Origin of the sequence: Pseudoalteromonas sp. S1609, from assembly GCF_005887255.1 — a bacterium.
Taxonomy (GTDB): Bacteria; Pseudomonadota; Gammaproteobacteria; order Enterobacterales; family Alteromonadaceae; genus Pseudoalteromonas.
Genome location: NZ_PNDJ01000001.1, coordinates 1 through 15,764, shown reverse-complemented (window position 1 = coordinate 15,764; position 15,764 = coordinate 1). Strand labels below are relative to the sequence as shown.

At 39.4% G+C, this 15,764-nt stretch carries 15 protein-coding genes; 10 read left to right on the top strand and 5 right to left on the bottom strand.

Going from position 1 to position 15,764, the window contains the following annotated elements; translation table 11 throughout:
- The first annotated feature begins 41 nt into the window (after window positions 1-41).
- The 5 genes from CWB76_RS00075 (at window position 42) to CWB76_RS00055 (ending at window position 4,768) form a co-directional block, all read left to right on the top strand.
- A complete protein-coding gene (locus tag CWB76_RS00075) occupies window positions 42-503 on the top strand; it encodes a hypothetical protein (RefSeq protein ID WP_138604841.1) in 462 nt (153 codons plus the stop codon).
- 107 nt (window positions 504-610) lie between these two features.
- Entirely contained in the window at window positions 611-2,449 is a 1,839-nt protein-coding gene (gene secD, locus CWB76_RS00070; protein ID WP_138604840.1) for a protein translocase subunit SecD, read from the top strand.
- On the top strand, window positions 2,442-3,371 hold the full coding sequence (gene secF / locus CWB76_RS00065; RefSeq protein WP_138604839.1) for a protein translocase subunit SecF: 930 nt from the start codon (window positions 2,442-2,444) through the stop codon (window positions 3,369-3,371). The genes secD and secF overlap by 8 nt, the downstream gene beginning before the upstream one ends.
- A gap of 264 nt (window positions 3,372-3,635) precedes the next feature.
- The gene (locus tag CWB76_RS00060) at window positions 3,636-4,112 is read left to right on the top strand and encodes a GreA/GreB family elongation factor (protein WP_138604838.1); all 477 of its coding nucleotides are present in this window, start codon (window positions 3,636-3,638) and stop codon (window positions 4,110-4,112) included.
- A gap of 104 nt (window positions 4,113-4,216) precedes the next feature.
- Window positions 4,217-4,768: a dienelactone hydrolase family protein gene (locus tag CWB76_RS00055; protein ID WP_138604837.1), complete on the top strand. Its 552-nt coding sequence runs from the start codon at window positions 4,217-4,219 to the stop codon at window positions 4,766-4,768.
- A 52-nt stretch (window positions 4,769-4,820) separates the two neighbouring features.
- Here the strand turns inward: CWB76_RS00055 and CWB76_RS00050 are convergent, their stop codons facing one another.
- Entirely contained in the window at window positions 4,821-5,156 is a 336-nt protein-coding gene (locus CWB76_RS00050) for a zinc ribbon domain-containing protein YjdM (protein ID WP_138604836.1), read from the bottom strand.
- A gap of 309 nt (window positions 5,157-5,465) precedes the next feature.
- On the opposite strand from CWB76_RS00050, the gene CWB76_RS00045 reads away from it, so the two are divergent.
- From CWB76_RS00045 to CWB76_RS00035, 3 genes are read left to right on the top strand one after another with little or no spacing between them, the layout of a single operon-like run.
- Window positions 5,466-6,860: a RimK family ATP-grasp domain-containing protein gene (locus tag CWB76_RS00045; RefSeq protein WP_138604835.1), complete on the top strand. Its 1,395-nt coding sequence runs from the start codon at window positions 5,466-5,468 to the stop codon at window positions 6,858-6,860.
- Entirely contained in the window at window positions 6,860-8,005 is a 1,146-nt protein-coding gene (locus tag CWB76_RS00040) for a GNAT family N-acetyltransferase/peptidase C39 family protein (RefSeq protein WP_138604834.1), read from the top strand. The genes CWB76_RS00045 and CWB76_RS00040 overlap by 1 nt, the downstream gene beginning before the upstream one ends.
- A gap of 13 nt (window positions 8,006-8,018) precedes the next feature.
- Window positions 8,019-8,531 (top strand): MgtC/SapB family protein, encoded by a 513-nt coding sequence (locus CWB76_RS00035; RefSeq protein WP_138604833.1) that lies wholly within the window; start codon window positions 8,019-8,021, stop codon window positions 8,529-8,531.
- Between the two features lie 13 nt (window positions 8,532-8,544).
- On the opposite strand, the gene CWB76_RS00030 is transcribed toward CWB76_RS00035, so the two are convergent.
- Window positions 8,545-9,774, bottom strand: a complete 1,230-nt coding sequence (locus CWB76_RS00030) for a sensor domain-containing phosphodiesterase (protein ID WP_138604832.1) — start codon at window positions 9,772-9,774, stop codon at window positions 8,545-8,547.
- 129 nt (window positions 9,775-9,903) lie between these two features.
- Window positions 9,904-10,914: a GlxA family transcriptional regulator gene (locus CWB76_RS00025; protein ID WP_021033106.1), complete on the bottom strand. Its 1,011-nt coding sequence runs from the start codon at window positions 10,912-10,914 to the stop codon at window positions 9,904-9,906.
- A 128-nt stretch (window positions 10,915-11,042) separates the two neighbouring features.
- Between CWB76_RS00025 and CWB76_RS00020 the strand changes: the two genes are divergently transcribed.
- On the top strand, window positions 11,043-12,950 hold the full coding sequence (locus tag CWB76_RS00020) for a beta-ketoacyl synthase (RefSeq protein WP_138604831.1): 1,908 nt from the start codon (window positions 11,043-11,045) through the stop codon (window positions 12,948-12,950).
- Window positions 12,951-13,002: 52 nt separating this feature from the next.
- Here the strand turns inward: CWB76_RS00020 and CWB76_RS00015 are convergent, their stop codons facing one another.
- The gene (locus CWB76_RS00015) at window positions 13,003-14,187 is read right to left on the bottom strand and encodes an acetyltransferase domain-containing protein (protein WP_138604830.1); all 1,185 of its coding nucleotides are present in this window, start codon (window positions 14,185-14,187) and stop codon (window positions 13,003-13,005) included.
- 202 nt (window positions 14,188-14,389) lie between these two features.
- On the opposite strand from CWB76_RS00015, the gene CWB76_RS00010 reads away from it, so the two are divergent.
- A complete protein-coding gene (locus tag CWB76_RS00010) occupies window positions 14,390-14,764 on the top strand; it encodes a hypothetical protein (protein WP_010389876.1) in 375 nt (124 codons plus the stop codon).
- On the opposite strand, the gene fghA is transcribed toward CWB76_RS00010, so the two are convergent.
- Window positions 14,718-15,560, bottom strand: coding sequence for an S-formylglutathione hydrolase (fghA, locus tag CWB76_RS00005; RefSeq protein WP_138604829.1), 843 nt, complete (start codon window positions 15,558-15,560; stop codon window positions 14,718-14,720). The genes CWB76_RS00010 and fghA overlap by 47 nt on opposite strands.
- Window positions 15,561-15,764 lie beyond the last annotated feature (204 nt).

Here is a 15,764-nt window from a genome sequence, read left to right as displayed (position 1 = left end):
TTATATACTAGCTATCCTTTATTTTAGTTTTTAAATGACCAATGTTTAAATTTCGCGTTTTTTTAGCTACTTGCTTGTTTTTTGCTGCACTCTTTAGTGTGCAAAGCCATGCTATGGGCGTAAAGCACGAATTAAACAGTAACCAAAGCGGTTATAGCGATGTTATTAATGTTGACCATTTAACTAACATTTCCGTACCTACAAAATCGCTTGGCGATTTACAGCATAAAAACTCAAAGCATTCTGATTTTGATGCGCATCAACCTAGGCTAACAGCCAATAACTCATTTTTATTTTTACACAGTGCGCAGGGCGATCCTGAATACGATGTAGTGCATGAGTTTTTTGCCCTAAATGGGTGTAGGCATATTTTTTTGCGACCGCAAGCAGTCAACATAAGTCAGCCTTGGTATACCTGGGTATTTAAAAGTAAAAAGTCGCGCTTGAGCGGCTGGAAAGACGCTAACCTGTTATACACCGCTGTAACCACCTACCACGCTTAATGTTTCTTATTTAATTTAATTGGTTTTAACGCTTCGCGTTTTGACCTGCAGATTAATTGTGCCTAATAGGTACGTTACTGGGCTATGCCGAGTAATAAGGAATAACTATGTTAAGTCTAAAAAAAGATAAAAAGCAATTTAAGGCTAAATTTAAATTAAGCTATGTAGCCATGTTGATTGTATTGGTTTTACTAGCAATAAGCGCCTTACCTAATTTATATCCGAATAAGTCATGGTTGCAGATTAGTGCAGCTTCTGATGTTAAAACGCAAGTAATGCCAAGTACTGAAAACCTAGTTAGCTTTTTAAATAGCCAAGGTTTTGAAGTGAGTGAAAGTTTAAAAGACCAAGCAAATATTAATGTACTTTTAAATACACCTACACAAAGTGCCCAAGCTCAGGCGGCTTTAAAATCAAACTTTCCAAATACACAGGTTAAAATTGTTGAACATGCAACCAGCCCTATTTGGTTACAAGAGTTTGGCTTATCGCCTATAAAGCTGGGTCTTGATTTAAACGGCGGGGTATTGTTTGTACTTGATGTTGATTTAAATAAAGCCATTGATGAGCAATTGCTCAGTGCATATCAACAAACAAAAGCCATTATTGTTAAGCAAAAAGCCTATGGCGTTAAAGCGAAGCAGACTAATCAGGGCTTTGAAATAAGTGCGCTTGAGAATGCTGGCGATAAGCTAACAGTTGTCATAAAAGAGCTTAAAAGCCGTTTTGAAAACCTCACTACAACCACATCAACTAATGGCAACTTACAGGTCGTTAAAATTAGCTATTCTGAGCAAGGGCGCAGCGCATTTGATAAAGAAGTGATGAGCCAAACACTCACCACACTTCGCTCACGCATTGAAGAGCTCGGCATAACCGAGGCTGTTACGCAGCGCCAAGGTAAGCAGCGCATTCGTATTGAGCTACCTGGCGTGCAAGATCCGGCTGAAGCAAAACGCATAATTGGTGCAACCGCGTCATTGGGGTTTTATCAACTTAAAGAGAGAGGCGGGCAAACGTTTAATCTGCAATCGGGAGGGACCATAAAGCTTGACCCTGTACCTATATTTACCGGTGAGCATATTAATAACGCTAATATAGGGCGTGATGATTGGGGTAAACCTTTGGTACAACTGAGCTTAGATAGCCAAGGTGGCGATGCTATGTCGGCTTTTTCAAAGGCGAATATAGGTAAACCTATGGCAACGCTCTATTCAGAGTATTCACAAAATGCCAAAGGTGAAGTGGTTAAAAAAAGCGAAGTTATTAATGTAGCGAACATTGCCCAGCATTTAAGCTCGCGTTTTAGTATAACCAATATGCAAAGCCAACAAGCGGCTGCCGATTTAGCGCTATTACTACGCGCAGGATCACTCACTGCGCCCGTAACTATAGTGCATGAGCAAACTATTGGTCCAAGCCTTGGCCAAGACAATATTAATAATGGATTAGCAGCGCTAATGTTAGGCATGGGTTTAACGCTTGCGTTTATGGCACTGTGGTACCGCCGTTTAGGGCTTATTGCAAATGTTGCGTTAATTTTAAACTTAACCTCTTTAGTGGGGCTAATGTCGTTATTACCTGGGGTGGTTTTAACTCTTCCAGGGATAGCAGGCTTAGTATTAACTATAGGAATGGCGGTTGATACTAACGTGATTATATTTGAGCGCATAAAAGAAGAGCGTCGCAAAGGTCGCCCCCCGTATCAAGCGATACAAGAGGGCTATAAACAAGCTGCGAATACGATTTTAGATGCCAATATTACCACCATGATCACCGCGATTATTTTATATGGCATAGGTTATGGCCCTGTAAAAGGCTTTGCGATAACGCTGGCGCTCGGCCTTATTACATCGGTGTTTACTGGTGTGTATGTATCGAAATATTTAAGCCAAAGCTTATATTTAAAGCTGGGTAAAAAAGCAGGAGTAAACGCGCATGCTTAACACTTTTTTTAAATGTGAGACAGGGTCACGTATGCGTTATATAGGCTTGCTTATAAGTGCCATGTTTGTGTTGTTATCGGTATTCACCATTGCACAAAAAGGGCTTAATTTTGGCCTTGATTTTACGGGTGGTTATTTAACAGAATTTACCACCAGCCAAGGTGTTGAACTAAAACAGCTTGAGCAATTTATTGCTAAAAACCATCAAGGTGAATTTGAACTAACAGCACAGGGCAATAATCATTTTCAATTAACGCAAGCGCCAAGTGAGGAAGCTAATAATGATGCTTGGAAAACCGCGATTAGCCAAAACCCAACTATAAATGCTGAGGTTTTATCATCGGCTTATATTGGCTCTCAAGTGGGTGATGAATTATTTGAGCAAGGCTGCTTAGCCTTATTTGCTGCTATGGTAGCGGTAATGATTTATTTAGCTGTTCGGTTTGAGTGGCGTTTGGCATTAGGCTCTGTGGTGGCTTTATTACATGATTTAGTGCTGGTGGTTGGCTTATTTTCGTGGTTACAAATAGAGTTTAATCTAACCGTTTTAGCCAGTTTATTGGCAATAATTGGCTACTCCCTAAATGACTCAATAATAGTGGGTGATAGGGTACGTGAGCTATTACGCATACCAACAAACATCACACTCAAACCAAGCAGTATTATCAACAGTGCTATTAAAAGCACCTTAACTCGTACGCTTATTACCTCAGGAACTACGCTAGCTACGGTGGCAAGTGTTTGGCTGTTAGCTGGCACGCCGCTGCAGGGGTTTGCCATTGCTTTGTTTGCAGGAATAGTCGTAGGCACGCTGTCGTCTATTTGTATTGCTGCTACATTACCTGAGCTACTTGGGTTAAGTGCTAAAAACTACGATAAGCAAGTGGATCAGCAAACGCAGGCATTAATGGATATGCCATAGCCTTAAATTAGCATTGTTGTTACACAGCAAAGGGATAGTGTTCGATGTGGCAACAATGCTAATACCAACCTGCATAAATATTTGAACAATTTAACGAATTAAATTCCCCTATAACGTTGTTAACATTTTTTCATTTAGAACAACTAGATGTCAAAAATTTTGCCTAGTTATAGAGCAATTTTCTTATCGTTAAAATAGGTCCCATATCCAAGCAGATTGGTATAAAATAACAAATTATTTTATCGAATTGAGTGAATTCTCCAAATGATTAAAGCCCATGTTACTGAGCACCTGCGGTTTGCCTTAGATGAGCAACTAAACACTGCTAAAATTGCAGCTCAAACAGCTCACGATACCGCTACCCATGAAGAAAGTATTGCAGAGACCCAATACGATACCCTTGGGCTTGAAGCTGCCTATTTAGCACAAGGCCATGCAGAGCGAGTTAATGAGTGCTATAAAGAAATACAACTATTTGAAGCCATATACAACGAACCCGTTACAGACACTATCGCTATAAGCTCATTGGTATGTTTAGAAGACGATGCCAGCACACAAAAATGGTTTTATTTAGGCCCAGCAGCTGGTGGATTAACCGTTGATATTAAAGGCACAACTATTCAAGTACTTACCTCTGGTGCCCCTTTAGGGCAACAGTTATTAGGTAAACAAGTCGATGATGAAGTTAGTTTAACTATCGGTGATGTAAAACATAGTTATTACGTGGTTGAAGTACTTTAAATGTAGTTTGTATTTGTCTCTTACTCAGAGGCGCAGCATCTCGTAGGCCTCTTTGTTAAATAATTGCCTAAAACTTATAGAATAAAATTAAAGATGAGCCGTTTATGAACTTAGTATTGGTCAGTGATATTTTTGGTAATACAGCGGCTTTAAAAGCATTAGCTGAAAAACTAAACGCTCAGTCTATTGTCGATCCCTATGGCGGGGTTAATATGGCATTTAACAGTGAACAGCAGGCCTATGAGTATTTTAGTCAGCATATTGGCCTTGATGAGTATGTAGCTATTTTACAAAAAGCGATTAAACCACTCGCTGACAACACTATATTGATAGGTTTTAGTGTTGGCGCATCGGCAATTTGGTCAATGTCTGCACACCCGGCGATTAAAACGATAGCTAAGGGCATTTGTTTTTACAGCTCGCAAATTAGGCACCATACAGATATACAACCACAATTTGAGATTGAACTCATATTTCCGCATTATGAGCCGCACTTTGATGTTAAATCACTACACATTGAACTGGCAACAAAGGCTAATGTTAGCGCAAAGCGTGTTGAATACTTACATGGTTTTATGAACCCACACTCGAGTAACTTTAATCAGAATGCTTACGATCAAACATTAGCTGCGCTATCTAAAGAGCTAAAAAATTAGCAGTTAAGCGTTATTGCTTTGTGTTAATTTTTACAAGTGAGTTTTTGTAATTTCAGGCTTTTTTCACAAACTTAGCCGTTACCATCATTTCGCCAATGCCATCGACTTTACAATCTAGTTGGTGATCTTTTTTATCAAGCACACGTCTAACTACCGCTTTCGTGCCAATTTTTATAACCTGAGAACTGCCTTTAATTTTTAAATCTTTCGCAACGGTTATTTTGTCACCATCGGCTAGTAAAGTGCCGTTTGCATCTTTTACCAAAATAGCGTCTTCATCGCTTGTATTATTTGGATTCCATTCATAGGCACATTCTGGGCATATAAGCAGTTGTTGGTCTTCGTAAACGTATTCACATTGGCACTTAGGGCAAGCGGGAAGAGACATAATGATCACTTTTAGTGGTAAATTTTGGCTATTTTAAAACACAAATTAACAATAAAAAAGTTCATCAAAAATTTTTATCTTCACGCTAAAAATATCTCGTTTGTGTGTATGTAAAAAAGGCCTTATAAATCACATGTCGCTTAAGCAATTTAAGCGCTAACGTTTATAGTAGATATTCGTTAAAGCACCTATCGTATTAAGTGATTTGCTATTTGCTGCACTTAGTGCGATAGGTGTTTCTATTTGCTGTTTAACTACCTGAGCTAACTAGCCAGGGATTTTTATATTTTGACTTAACTAGGAAAAGTCGTGTTTAAAACCTTAATAGTGGTTGATAACAACGAGCAAGCACTTGCTCTTTCATTTGAAAATGTCATTACGTTTAACACCTACTTACGTGACTACCCAAAACGCAACGAACCTAAAACCCGCATTATTAATTTATGCGACTCAAGCCAATACTTGAGTAAGGGTTATTATTGTTCATTGCTTGCAGAAGCCCGCAAACACCAAGTATTACCAAGCGTTAAAACAATAAACGCGCTTAGAAGCGGCCAAGCACCTACTTTAAATACTGGGCAAATTGATGGCGCAGTTTATTTTGGTAATGCTCTTAACGAATTACAAAGTAAAGCGGCTAAATCGATATTTAAACAATACCCAGCGCCTATTTTATTTGTCGATCAGCAAGGTATATTGCAACAAGGCTCTTTAACCTCATTAAGTGAGCAACAATATGCTGCGTTTATTGAAAAGCTAAATGAGTTTACCCAAACGCAATGGCGTATTGGTAAAGTAGAGCGCCGTTTTCGTTGGGATATGGCGATATTGGTTGATCATAACGAAAAAGTACCGCCAAGTGATAAAGATGCAATAGCCCGTTTTATAAAAGCAGCAGCGAAACATGGTATTAACGCAAAAGCACTTAGCTTTGAGGAAATAGACAATATTGCCCAGTTTGATGCGTTATTTATTCGCCAAACTACAGCAATTGACCATCCAACCTACCGCCTTGCAAGTAAAGCACAGAGTTTAGGGTTGGTGGTAATTGACGATGCTGAATCTATTTTACGTTGTTGTAATAAAGTGTACTTACATGATGCATTTAACTATCAAAAAGTACCAAGTTTAAAAACGCTAGTTGTGGCTGATCAATCAGTGCAAATGCTTGAGCAATTAGAAGCAGCATTTACCTATCCGCTGGTTTTAAAAATGCCAGAAGGGTCGTTTTCAAAAGGGGTGTTTAAAGTTGTAAACCGCGATGAGCTTGAAGCTAAACTAACCGAGCTGTTTGAATATAGCGCACTGGTATTGGCACAAGAATACATGTACACCGAATACGATTGGCGCGTAGGTGTACTTAATGGCCGCGCCATTTATGCATGTCGTTATTTAATGGCGCGTAACCATTGGCAAATATACAACCATGACGCAAAACGGTTTTTTTCCGGTGGCTTTGAAACTCTACCAACCTTTGAGTTACCAAAAGTAGTATTAGACGCTGCTTTAAAGGCCTGTAAAACAGTGGGTAAAGGTTTATATGGTGTAGATGTAAAAGAGCACCAAGGTCGTGCGTATGTATTGGAAGTAAACGACAACCCGAGTATTGATCACAAAGTAGAAGATGGTTACTTAGGTGACGAGCTATACATGATCATTATGGATGAGTTTAAACAGCGTTTAGAAGCACGAGGCCGCGGCTAATGCCTATTGCTTTGGCTGAAAAAGTAACAGTGGCGACCAAGCTAGTTATTCGCCCTGCAATAACCGCTGACTTAAAGGCGTTGGTGGCGCTTGAAAATACTTGCTTTAGTAACGATAAGCTAAGTGCGCGTAGTTTAAAGCGCTGGCTCAGTGCTAAACATGGGATTTTATTAGTTGCTGAGCAAAATGCGCAATTATATGGCTATGGCTTAGTGTGGTGCCATAAAGGCACGCGTTTAGCACGTTTGTACTCATTGGCCGTATTACCAACGATGCATGGCAAGGGCATAGCCAAAAAATTACTCAATGCGCTTGAAAAAGCGACCAGTGAGCGTGGACGTATTTATTTGCGCCTAGAAGTTGCAGTAAATAACGACAGCGCCATTGGGCTTTATAAAAGTGTGGGGTATCGCGTATTTGGTCAATACAGTGATTATTATGACGATCACAGTGATGCCTTACGGATGCAAAAAAATATTCGCCAAACCAGTGAGTTGCAGGTTGAGCGTTTAACGCCATGGTATCAGCAAACCACCGAGTTTACCTGTGGTCCTGCTGCGTTATTAATGGCAATGGCTGCTCTTGACTCAAACACAGAGCTGAGTCAGTCACATGAATTAGCTTTGTGGCGTGAAGGCACCACGATTTTTATGACCTCTGGACATGGTGGGTGTCACCCGTTTGGCTTGGCACTGGCTGCAAATAAACGCGGTTTTACAAGTGAGGTAATTGTTAATACATCTGAACCATTATTTTTAGATGGGGTTCGCAGTGATAACAAAAAATCAGTATTGGCCACGGTTCATCAACAGTTTGTTGAGGGTATTGCAGCGGCAAATATTTCAGTTACACAAAAAGATGTTGAATTAACTGACATAGAAAACTGGTTGAGTCAGGGGTTTAGTGTGTTGCTGTTAATTAGTACGTATCGGTTTGATGGTAAAAAATCACCGCACTGGGTGTGTGTAACCCATTTAGATGCACATTGTGTTTACGTACATGACCCATTTTGCGAGCCTGGAAAAGATAACCAGCTAGCAATAGATTGTCAGTACGTACCAATTGCACGTAGCGACTTTAGTAAAATGTCGGCATTTGGTAGTCAAAGGCTCAGAACGGCAGTTGCTATTGGTAAAGTAAAATAGATTAGGATATTAAGTGACATTTTTAGATTTTATCGATGTAGCGCCATACTCATGGGCAGCTATTGGCACCGCCGCTTTTTGTGGCGCTATTATTGGTATAGAGCGTCAATTGCGCGGTAAACCTGTGGGTATTCGCACATCAGCATTAATAACGTTAGGTACATATTTGTTTTTATCTACGGCGTTTAATTTACAAGGAGATGTGATTGATCATTCTCGTGTAGTGGGGCAAATAATCACGGGTATTGGTTTTTTAGGCGCAGGCGTTATGCTAGCAAAAGACGGTGCAGTGGTAGGGGTTACCTCTGCGGCCACTATTTGGGTGCTTGCGTCTATTGGGGTGATGATCGCAACCGAAAACTTAGGTGCTGCAATTAAGCTTTCTATATTGGTGGTTGGTATTTTATATGGTGTTGATGTGCTCGAAGCTAAGTTTAAAAGCCTCAGCAAAGGTGTGCATGCTAAAGTAAAAAGTTATCACAAACGTTATTACCGAAAAGACAGTACAGATAGCGAACGCCACTAAATAGTGGCGTTTTTCATGCTGGTAGAGTTGCGTTTAGCAAACTAAGTGCATCGTTAATTGCTGCAGGGCGGCCAATAAAATAACCTTGCACACTATCTACATTGAGCTTTCTTAACGAGTTGAGTTCTTCTTCAGTTTCAATTCCTTCGGCAACGATGGTGCAGTCGATTGCTTTTGCAAACCCACACAGTGCTTTTGCTAGCAAAAACTTACGATCATCAGTGTTTATATTTTGTGTGAGGCTAATATCTAATTTAATAATATCGGCTTCAAGCTCTAAAATATGCTGAAATGATGAAAAGCCTGCGCCTACATCATCAATAGCTAAGCGAAGCCCTCTTTTTCTGAGTGGGGTAAGTGCTGTCCGCATTTTTTCGTAGTCGGAAATTGGTGAATGCTCAGTAATTTCTAATACTAGCCTAGTGCAGTCAATGTTTTGTAATGTATTTTCAAGTGCACCGCTTAGGATATGCGATGGTGAGCAATTAATAGCAATGTAAGTTGAATTATTAAATTTGGCTATGTTGGTGACTGCATTTTTAATGGCTAGCATTTCTAATGCTTCATTTAAGCCAACCTTTTTTGCTTCTTTAAACCATACATCAGGGGTTTTATAAGGTGTAGTAAAAAATCGAGCAAGTGATTCAAAACCTGCAACTTTATTATTTTTTAAACTAAAAATAGGTTGAAAGTAGATACTAATATCATTATCGCTAATAATTTGCTCAATAGCTGACTTGGCGTGATTACGCGATATACTTTTTGATAAGTTTTTTTCAATTAAGCCAGTCGCTATTTCCGAAATAATATTTAAAAACGATAAATCGCGATCGTTCAAGCTCTCATCATGGTGTGATTTATAACAACAAAAAGTACCGTATAATTTACCGTTTGACAGGTTGATAGGTACACCGATATAAGCGCCTATACCTAACTTTTCGGTTACGGGCATAGCCTTGGTTATTGGGTTTGCGTAGGTATTAGTAATAATAGGACTAAGCTTGTCATCGGTGATTTTTTGACAATACGTTTCCTTAATGGGATCGGCATTACCCACTTTAACAATTTGGTTTTCAGAGGGATTATCGACCACTTTAAAAACCCGCTCATCGTTAATAAATTCAGATATAAAAGCAACATCCATATCTAAATGTTTGCGAACTAACGCGAGTAAGTCAGCTAGTTTAGCCTCAATGGATGCGTTGCTTTGTTGATCGACAAGCAGATTGGTAAGTTTATCCATCAGCTATCTCCCTGTATTAATTTCACCACGCTTCATGCGTAATACTATAATTTATATATATAAAAAAATCTAATCAAGGCTATATCAATCTTTGCTAACCATCAAAAGTGAACACGGTTTAGTTAAAACTTAACCAAATAATTTTCGTCGCACGACTTTACGGTATTCGCTGGGTGTTTGGCGTAAAACTTTTTTAAATACTCGGGTTAAATGCCCTTGGTCGTTATAGCCAACCTCTAAAGCAACTTCTTGAATCGATAAATTAGAAGATGCCAATAAATCTTTGGCGCCTTCTACTCGTAATTGTTGCCAATATTCGATTGGGCTTTGGTTAGTGGCACTTCTGAAGCGACGAGTAAAGGTGCGATAACTTAGACTAAATTGAGCCGCAACCTCCTGTAAGTTGAGCTCACTGGCTAGATTGGTTTTTAACCAAAACTGTATTTGTGCAATCAGCTCATCTGGGTGTCTATCTACTGCTCCCTCTAAGTAACGTTGATCTTCATAGGGTTTACGAATTTCATGGGAAAAGTTGCGCTCCACATGTTGTGCCGCTTCTTTACCATAATATTGACTAATAATATGTACGATAACATCAGCAAGTGCATTTAAACTGGCTACGGTATACATACGTTCTGACTGGGTGATAAAAAAATCAGGTTTCAAACTTACATTAGGGTAGTCATGCTTAAACTGCTTAGCATAATGCCAATGGGTAGTAGCGGGATGTCCGTCAAGTAAACTAGCCTCTGCAACAAAACAATTACCTGTGCCTACTCCAATTATATGACTTCCTACGGTAAAGCTCTCGATCAGCCAAGTGACTAATTGTTGATTAGCGCGTATCACTGGGCGAGGATTACGCCAAATACCAGGCACAATAACTAAATCGCAATAAGGTGAGTTTTCGCTAGTACAATCAGGAATAATCGATAGTCCAGTTCGCGTCTTAATGGCATCACTATTTTTAGCCACTAAATGAATAGCCAGAGGTTTAAAGTTATTTTTATCACTATGGCCTTTAGCAAAAGCCTCACCCGCACGCAGCATCTCAATCGGTAATGTGAGACTGGTTACCAACAAATGCTCAAACACTGCGATACCAATATTTATGGGGGGAGTTAATGGGTTATTGCTCATTGTGAATGCTCCGACCAGTTGTTTTTGGCCTTTTATGCCGCTTATTTGGCTATTAAAGCACAAAGACGTCTCTGTAATCCAATTAAACTAATGTCATATTCTTATAACACGCATTTTAAAGGTAAATTATGACTGCATTACCCGTTATTGTAGGCATGGGAGGCATTAATGCCGCTGGCCGTACTTCTTTTCATCAAGGTTATCGTCGTATCGTGTTAGATAGCTTAGCGGCGCAAGCTCGCCAAGAAACGTTTTTAGGCCTTGCCACATTAATGAACTTAGTGACTACAGTAAACGGCCAACTTGAAGACAGCCAAGGTAATCATGTTGAGCAAAGCGACATTGAAGCACGCTTTGGTGAGCAAATTATTGCTGGTACATTAATTCGAAAAATTGAAAAAGAACATTTTGACGTTGATGCCACACCTTGGCAGCAAAAAATGACTTTAACGGCTTCAGATGATAGTTCAATTGTGTTTGAAACACGTCGTCGTGACTTACCATCGCCTTTACCAAGCAACTGGCAAATAGATGACCTTGATAATAAAAAAGTAAAAGTCACGATTGCTTCTGAGCTAGATGTAAAACATGACTCAACCCGTGATAACCCGATTAAGTCGGCTGGGCAATTTCCAACCGGGTTTGATCCTGCCATTATGTATAACAGCCGCTACCAGCCGCGAGGTTTACAAGCGACCATATTTGCTGCCACCGATGCAATAAAATCAACAGGACTTGATTGGCAATATATTATGAATAGCGTAGAGCCTGACAAAATTGGCACCTACTCAGCCTCGGTTATTGGTCAAATGGATGATAAAGGCTTAGGTGGTTTAGTTAAAGCACGCCAGCAGGGCGATCGTGTTAGTACTAAGCAATTAGCGCTGGGTTTAAATACAATGACGACCGATTTTATCAACGCCTATGTTACCGGCAATGTAGGGACAACTTTTTCAACTTCAGGCGCATGTGCCACATTTTTATATAACTTGCGCGCTGCCGTTAACGATATTCAAGCTGGGCGGACCCGTGTTGCAGTGGTTGCCAGTGTTGAATGTGCGATTACTCCAGAAGTGGTTGAAGGTTTTGGTAATATGAGTGCGCTGGCTAATATTGAAGGTTTGCGCCGTTTAGATAATTTAGCCAATGATGACGAGCCTGATTATCGTAAAAGTAGTCGTCCATTTGGTGAGAACTGCGGTTTTACCTTAGGTGAGGGGGCTCAGGTTGCTATATTAATGGATGATGCACTGGCTCTGGAACTCGGTGCAGATATTATGGGCAGTGTGCCGGATGTATTTGTGAATGCCGATGGAGTTAAAAAGTCAATTACCTCACCTGGGCCTGGCAACTACATCACCATGGCGAAATCAGCAGCACTTGCTACTAGCTTGTTAGGTAAAGAGGCACTGCAACAACGTAGCTTTATTTTAGCGCACGGCTCAAGTACGCCACAAAATCGTGTTACTGAATCTTTAATTTATCATAAAGTAGCGCAAACATTTGCTATTGATAACTGGAAAGTGACTGCGCCTAAAGCCTATGTAGGCCATACTATTGCGCCTGCTAGTGGCGATCAGCTTGCCATTGCGTTAGGTGTATTTAGTCATAATATTATGCCAGGTATTACCACCATTGATAAAGTAGCCGACGATGTTTACAGCGAACATTTAGATATTCGTAATAGCCACTATGAGTGTGGTGATATGGATATTGCGTTTATTAACTCAAAAGGCTTTGGTGGAAATAATGCAACAGCGACTGTGCTGAGCGCAAAAGTAACCATGCAGATGCTTGTTAAACGCCATGGTGATGCACTGATGAACAGCTATGTTGAAAAACATAGCCAAGTAAAAGATGCACAGCATACTTACCAAACGCAAGCCGATTTAGGTCAATACTCGCTAATTTACCGTTTTGGTGATGGTTTAATTGATGAAAATGAGATTGTTTTAGATGAGCACAGCATTACAATGCCAGGCTTTGAAAAAGCAATTACATTTAGTACAACAAATTCCTATCAAGATATGTTCTAAGCACACATACTTGTTAGCAAGGCGCTTTTATAGCGCCTTTTTTAATGTTTGTTCAAATATACTTAGCAATTAAACTGTGTTTATTTTTTTGCTTCCATGCTAAATAATAATTGGCAAGAACGGCTGTTAAGCCAATTACGACTGCAATAAATAGCAGTGTTGCAACATAGCTCATACCGTATCCAGCTGGTAAACCCACCAGAGTTTCGCCATAAGTCATATCAGAAAAACTAAAGCCTAAAACAGGGATAAGTAACCAACTTATTGCATGCAGTAAATACAAGTGGGCTAAGTACGAAAACATACTGGTTTTACCCAATACTTGTAAAAATGTTGGCGAAAAATCACTTTTTAGCTTGCTCAATAGTTTAAGCATAATTAGGCCTATACCAACGGTTAACAACATAAACTGCAGGGAAAGTGGGTATTTGGTCGGGTTTAAAAATGACATTATAGTGAGTAAATAAGAGTCACTAATCGTAAATATTGACGCGTCACCATAAAGATTAAAGCCACGCAAAAGCGTGTATAAAACTAGGCAGCTTACACCCAAAATTAAGCCATAATCCATAACTCGGTTACTGTATTGCTTGGCTTTGTAATAAACACCTGCACAATAGGCTAACGCCATTAACCCAACAATAGGAGCTACGGGGTAGGTGGTTCTAATTTTAAAGTTAAAAGGAAGTTCGAGTACATTTTTCTGATGTAAAACAGACCATATCGTATTTGCGATTGTATTTGGCTCAAAGTTGACGGCATCAAATAAGTTATGGCCAAATACTAAAATTAAGCCCATGGCAAAAATTGCATACAGACCGATTAAGCGTAAAAGCCCTAGAATAATAAATCCCCAACCTATCGCCCAAATAACCTGAGCGTATAACATTGGAAACAGTGGATTAAAGCTCCAAGACCATGACACAATAGTAAATTCAAATAATATAAGCACTAGTCCACGTATAATTAAACTTTTTGAAAAAGCTTGCGTGGAAGTGTATTTATGCTCGGTTATCGCAGCTGAAAGGCCCGCTAAAAATACAAATAATGGCGCACAAAAGTGCGATATAAAACGAGTGAAAAAAGTAAGCGCATCTGTTCCTGGTATGGTCATGGGATCGGTCACTGAATAATTTAGACAATAATACATGCCGTGATCAATCACCATAAATATAATGATAAGACCTCGGAGTAAGTCTATATGGTGTAAACGATTTTGAGATAAAGGTAATGACATAAATATGCTTTGGTATGGATGAAAAAACGAGTTTAATTGTATGTTATATTATATCATTTTGCGAGAGTGATAATAAAATACTTTAGTATAAATTATGTTGTAAACAATTTTCACTTACTAACAGATTTTTACAGTTTTACTTTTTTAATGGAGTTACTCTATTAACTAAATAGTTAAAGTTGAAGCTACTAAAGGGTTAAACATGAAAAAAATATTTTTTTTATCACTATTGCTGATGCTTAATGGCTGTACATTTTTTGGCGTTATGTTGGATGGACAAGCAGCCTCAAATGCACAAGAAAATCAGCGGATGAAAAATCCAGCTCGGTCTACTCCTTATGAAAATCCATTTGAGCCAGTTCCCGTTGATAAGGACGGATTTTCTTTTGCAGAGCTAGGTTTAAAAATAGACTCTGCAGTATTTAGTTTAGTAAAAGGAGATGACGGTGTGATTAGAAAATGTAGGCAGGTTACTAAGGTCTTAAAAGAATGTGTAGAAGTAGATAAATCTACTCTACACAGTAATGAATCTAAGCAGTTAAAAACTGATGATGAAATAATAAGTGTTGGTCTATAAAACTACTAATGAAATAGTAACTATGGTCGTAGCCAGCTTGCATTTCGAGTGTTAACGGATAGCCCTTCTGTGTAGCTACAGTCACTAAGTTTTGTGGCTTAAGTTGCTCATCTAAAAAGTTATCTGCATCACCTTGGCTAACCAACGTAGGTAAATAATCAGCTTGTTTGGCTTGTTGCATTAATTCGCAGCTATCATATTCTGCCCAGACTGATTTATCAGTACCTAAGTAGCCAGTAAAAGCTTTAACACCCCAAGGACAATCTATCGGGTTTACAATTGGGCTAAATGCTGTAGCGCTGGTATAAGCTTTAGGATTTTTAAGGGCAATTATTAATGCGCCGTGGCCACCCATAGAATGCCCAGAAATTGCTTTTTTAGTTGTTACTGGAAAATGTTGCTCTATTAATGCAGGTAGTTCCTTCACCACATAATCGTACATATTAAAATGAGTATTGTAAGGTGCCTGCGTTGCATTGACGTAAAACCCTGCACCTTGGGCAAAATCGTAGCTATCTTCGTTAGGAACGTTTTCACCACGCGGACTGGTATCAGGTGCGACAATAGCGATGCCTAGCTCTGCCGCTTTTTTAAACGCGCCTGCTTTTTGCATAAAGTTTTCATCGGTACAGGTTAATCCTGATAACCAATAAAGTACTGGTACTTTATTTTTTTCACTGGCGCCTGGTGGTAAAAATACCGCAAAACGCATGCTGCAATGGGTGCTTGAGGAAGTATGGCTATACTGCTTATGCCAGCCACCAGCCACTTTTGCTGTTGAGATATTTTCTAACATAACAATCCTTAAAAGCCGTTACTTAATAGCAACGGCTGGTAATGGTGATTAAAAGAAATTAGGGTCTGTTGATCTTTCAAGGTTAAATTTGCAGCAGTCTGTTTGGTATTTAGGCAAGGCAGAGCCTATGTGGTGTGGTTATTCCCCATAAATAGGCGATAACGCAGCATCAATGCCAAACAGGCGCTGCCCGAAGGGTTCTGC